This window comes from Flavobacterium sp., from assembly GCF_035456085.1.
GTDB lineage: Bacteria > Bacteroidota > Bacteroidia > Flavobacteriales > Flavobacteriaceae > Flavobacterium.
In genome coordinates this window covers 1-3,365 of sequence record NZ_DATIDY010000030.1, presented here as the reverse complement: position 1 = coordinate 3,365, position 3,365 = coordinate 1, and the positions used below count along the sequence as shown (strand labels likewise).

Here is a 3,365-nt window from a genome sequence, read left to right as displayed (position 1 = left end):
ATCCCTGAAATATGGGCAATTTTACAACAAGCAATCATCCGCAGAAAAAATGATGGTAGCGAACAATGGCAAGACGGATACCCAAATCCAGATGTCGTAAAGAAAGATATAGATTTAGGTCACGGTTACGTTTTAACTGATAACAACACCATTATAGGCTACACTGCAATATTAATCAATGACGAACCTGAATACGCAAAAATAATTGGCAAATGGTTGTCTGATGATGACTTTGTTGTATTTCACCGGGTAGCTCTTTCAGAAAATTATTTAGGAAAAGGGCTCGCCAAAAAAATATTTGAATATATTGAGGATTTTGCCCTTAGCAACAACATTTATAGCATCAAAGCGGATACCAATTTTGACAATCTAGCCATGCTGAAAATCTTTGAAAAAGCTGGCTACAAATATTGTGGTAAGGTTTACTTCAGGGGAGGCGAAAGAAAAGCTTTTGAAAAAGTTCTTACTAGATCATAGTAAATACACCTCAACCTTATCACCTTTCTTCAAATCATAATTCCCATCTGGGACATAAACCAATCCATTAGAAACCGAAAAAGAATTCAACATTGATGATGCTTGATGCGTTAAAATTTCTGCTGCTCCATTTTCTATATTCGCTTTCAAAAACTGAGCACGTGTATTTTTGACTTGATAATCATGAGCAATTGGTAATAAAACAGCTTGCTTATAATTAGCTTCGGCACCAGATAGTATATTCAAAGTCGGCAAAACATACACATAAAAGCAAGTCAGACAAGCAGCGGGATTTCCCGGTAACGCAAAAACAATTTTATCATTCAGCTTTCCGACAAACAAAGGTTTTCCCGGTTTTTGATTCACTTTATAGAACAAAGTTTCCACCTGAAGTTCTTTCAAAGCTCTTGCGACAAAGTCATAATCTCCAACCGATATTCCACCTGAAACTATAACCACATCATTTTTCGTTAAAGCCTCATTCAATTTATTTTTAGTATTTTCAAAATCATCATTGACTTCATATAAAGTGACATCTTCATAATATCCATCCATCAATGCCGATTGCAACATAATTCCGTTGCTTTCATAGACTTTACCGTATTCTAACGGTGTTCCAGGTTTTGACAATTCATTGCCTGTAACCACAATTCCAACCTTTGGTTTTTGATAAACATTTACTTTGGTAAAACCAAGTCCTACCAAAAATCCAATTGCTGCTGCGTTCAACTCTGCGCCTTTTTCGAGTGCCAAATCTCCTGCCGAAATTTGTTCACCAATTGGTCTGACATTTGTTTCGGCTTCCACTAATTCGTCCAAAATCAATTCAGATCCATTCGCTTTAACCAATTCAATTTGAATAACCGCTTGCGCTGAATCAGGCACTGCAGCTCCGGTAAAAATCTTTACCGCCTGACCTGGAAGTAATTTTACAATATGTGAATCTCCAGCTTTTACTTCGCCAATAATTTCATAAGTCAACCCATCATGCAAACACAACGCATAACCATCCATTGCCGACTGTCGAAAAGGAGGCATGTTTATTGGAGAATATAATAATTGTGACAAAATATGTTTTCTTGCTTTATACAGAGAAGATTCAACTTCTGGCATAACAGTTAAATTATTTTGTAATATCGAAAAGGCTTCTTGTACGGAAATCATAAGTCGTGATTATATTGATTCTCAAAAATACGATTCGCAAATGATTTTAAGGTAATCTTCTAAATAAAAAACCTTCCTTTTTACAGCAATTTACTTCGATCAAAAAAACTTTTCCCTTTATCATTTTTTCCATAAATTAACGTTAAAACATTAAACCTTTGATAATTACAATCATCTTACATCTATAACCTTAAAAATAAAAAATATGAAATCATTAATTATTGCCTTCGCCTTAGGAATTGGAGTATGCGGATTTGCACAGGAAACTACTCCCAAACCCACAAGATCTGACATCGCAAAAATGACACCTGAACAACGTCAGGAAAAACATTTAGCCCATCTCACTAAAGAATTAAACCTAGATGCCAAACAAAAAGAAGCTGTTGGTAAAATTTTAGCAGAGAAAAAAGACAAATTTCAAAGCTTGAATTCACAAAAACATACACGTAGACAAGGTGGTCAACCATTAACCATAGAAGAAAAAGAGGCCTTAAAAAAGAAAATGACAGCAGAAAAAGAAGACACAGAAAAACAAATGAAAGCCATTTTATCTGCTGATCAATATAAAAAATGGGAAACTTTAAGAGAAGAGAATGTAGAAAAACTCAAAGAAAGAACTCCAAAATCCACAAGATCTAACATCGAAAAACCAACGCCTGAACAACGCCAGGAGAAATATTTGGCTCATTTAACTAAAGAATTGAACCTTGATGCTAAACAAAAAGAAGCAGTCGGTAAAATTCTAGCTGAGAAAAGTGACAAAGCCCAAAACTTAAAATCCCAAAAAGCAGAGAGAAATGAAAATACCCAAAAATTGACTCCTGCCGAAAAAGAAGCTCTTAAAGCAAAATTAAAAGCTGAAAAAGCGGATACTGAAGCACGAATGAAAGCTATCTTAACTGCTGATCAATACACCAAATGGCAAACTATCAGAGAAGATAATAAAGAAAAACTAATTGAAAAAAGAAGAGAAAAAAGAGGGATATAAAAGTTAAACACGAATTCCACTAATTTACACGAATTGATTTGTATAAATTAGTGGAATTCATGTTTTTAATCCTGCAAGGTTTTTTTCAAACCTTGTAGGTATTGGTTTTGAAGACTTTTCATCATACCTACAAGGTTTGAAAAAACCTTGCAGGAATATCAATAGTTAAATATTAGAACGTTTTGGATACTTTATCAATCGCTTGAATAGTAAAATCTAAATCTTCATAAGTCAAAGCATCGGTTATAAACCAAGTTTCGTAAGCAGATGGCGCGATATAAACTCCTTCTGCAACTAATCCGTGAAAGAATTTTTTGAACGTTTCATTATCACCTCTGCCCGCAGTTTGAAAATCAGTTACCGGATTGGCGTCAAAATGAACCGAAATCATCGAACCCACTCTATTGATGGTAAACTCAACATTATTTGCTTTTAGAACTCTCTCGATTCCTGCGCCCAAATAAGCTGTTTTCTCTTCCAATCTTTTAAAAATAGCACGATCGTTATCCAAAGCTTGTAACATCGCCAAACCAGCAGCCATTGCCAATGGGTTTCCAGACAAAGTTCCCGCCTGATACACCGGTCCAAGAGGCGCTAAATAATTCATGATTTCTTCACGAGCCGCAAAAGCTCCAACTGGTAATCCTCCACCAATCACTTTTCCGACACATACGATATCGGCATTGATATTTAAAAGCTCCTGAGCACCTCCTCTAGCTAATCTGAAGCCTGTCAT

The 3,365-nt window shown here is 35.4% G+C and carries 4 protein-coding genes; 2 read left to right on the top strand and 2 right to left on the bottom strand.

Annotated features, from left to right (window positions below; translation table 11 throughout):
• Complete coding sequence (locus tag VLC96_RS02535; RefSeq protein WP_325260482.1) at positions 1-477, top strand: GNAT family N-acetyltransferase; 477 nt, start codon at positions 1-3, stop codon at positions 475-477.
• Here VLC96_RS02535 and VLC96_RS02530 read toward each other — a convergent pair.
• Complete coding sequence (locus VLC96_RS02530; RefSeq protein ID WP_325260481.1) at positions 472-1,641, bottom strand: molybdopterin molybdotransferase MoeA; 1,170 nt, start codon at positions 1,639-1,641, stop codon at positions 472-474. The two genes, VLC96_RS02535 and VLC96_RS02530, sit on opposite strands and share 6 nt — an antisense overlap.
• A 205-nt stretch (positions 1,642-1,846) precedes the next feature.
• On the opposite strand from VLC96_RS02530, the gene VLC96_RS02525 reads away from it, so the two are divergent.
• Complete coding sequence (locus VLC96_RS02525; protein WP_325260480.1) at positions 1,847-2,629, top strand: DUF4890 domain-containing protein; 783 nt, start codon at positions 1,847-1,849, stop codon at positions 2,627-2,629.
• A 172-nt stretch (positions 2,630-2,801) separates the two neighbouring features.
• Here VLC96_RS02525 and VLC96_RS02520 read toward each other — a convergent pair.
• On the bottom strand, positions 2,802-3,365 hold a 564-nt coding region (locus VLC96_RS02520), incomplete at its 5' end, for an aminotransferase class III-fold pyridoxal phosphate-dependent enzyme (protein WP_325260479.1).

Coding starts and splice junctions, on each gene's coding strand:
- VLC96_RS02530 (WP_325260481.1), bottom strand. CDS start 1,641: ATGATTTCCGTACAAGAAGCCTTTTCGATATTACAAAATAATTTAACT.
- VLC96_RS02525 (WP_325260480.1), top strand. CDS start 1,847: ATGAAATCATTAATTATTGCCTTCGCCTTAGGAATTGGAGTATGCGGA.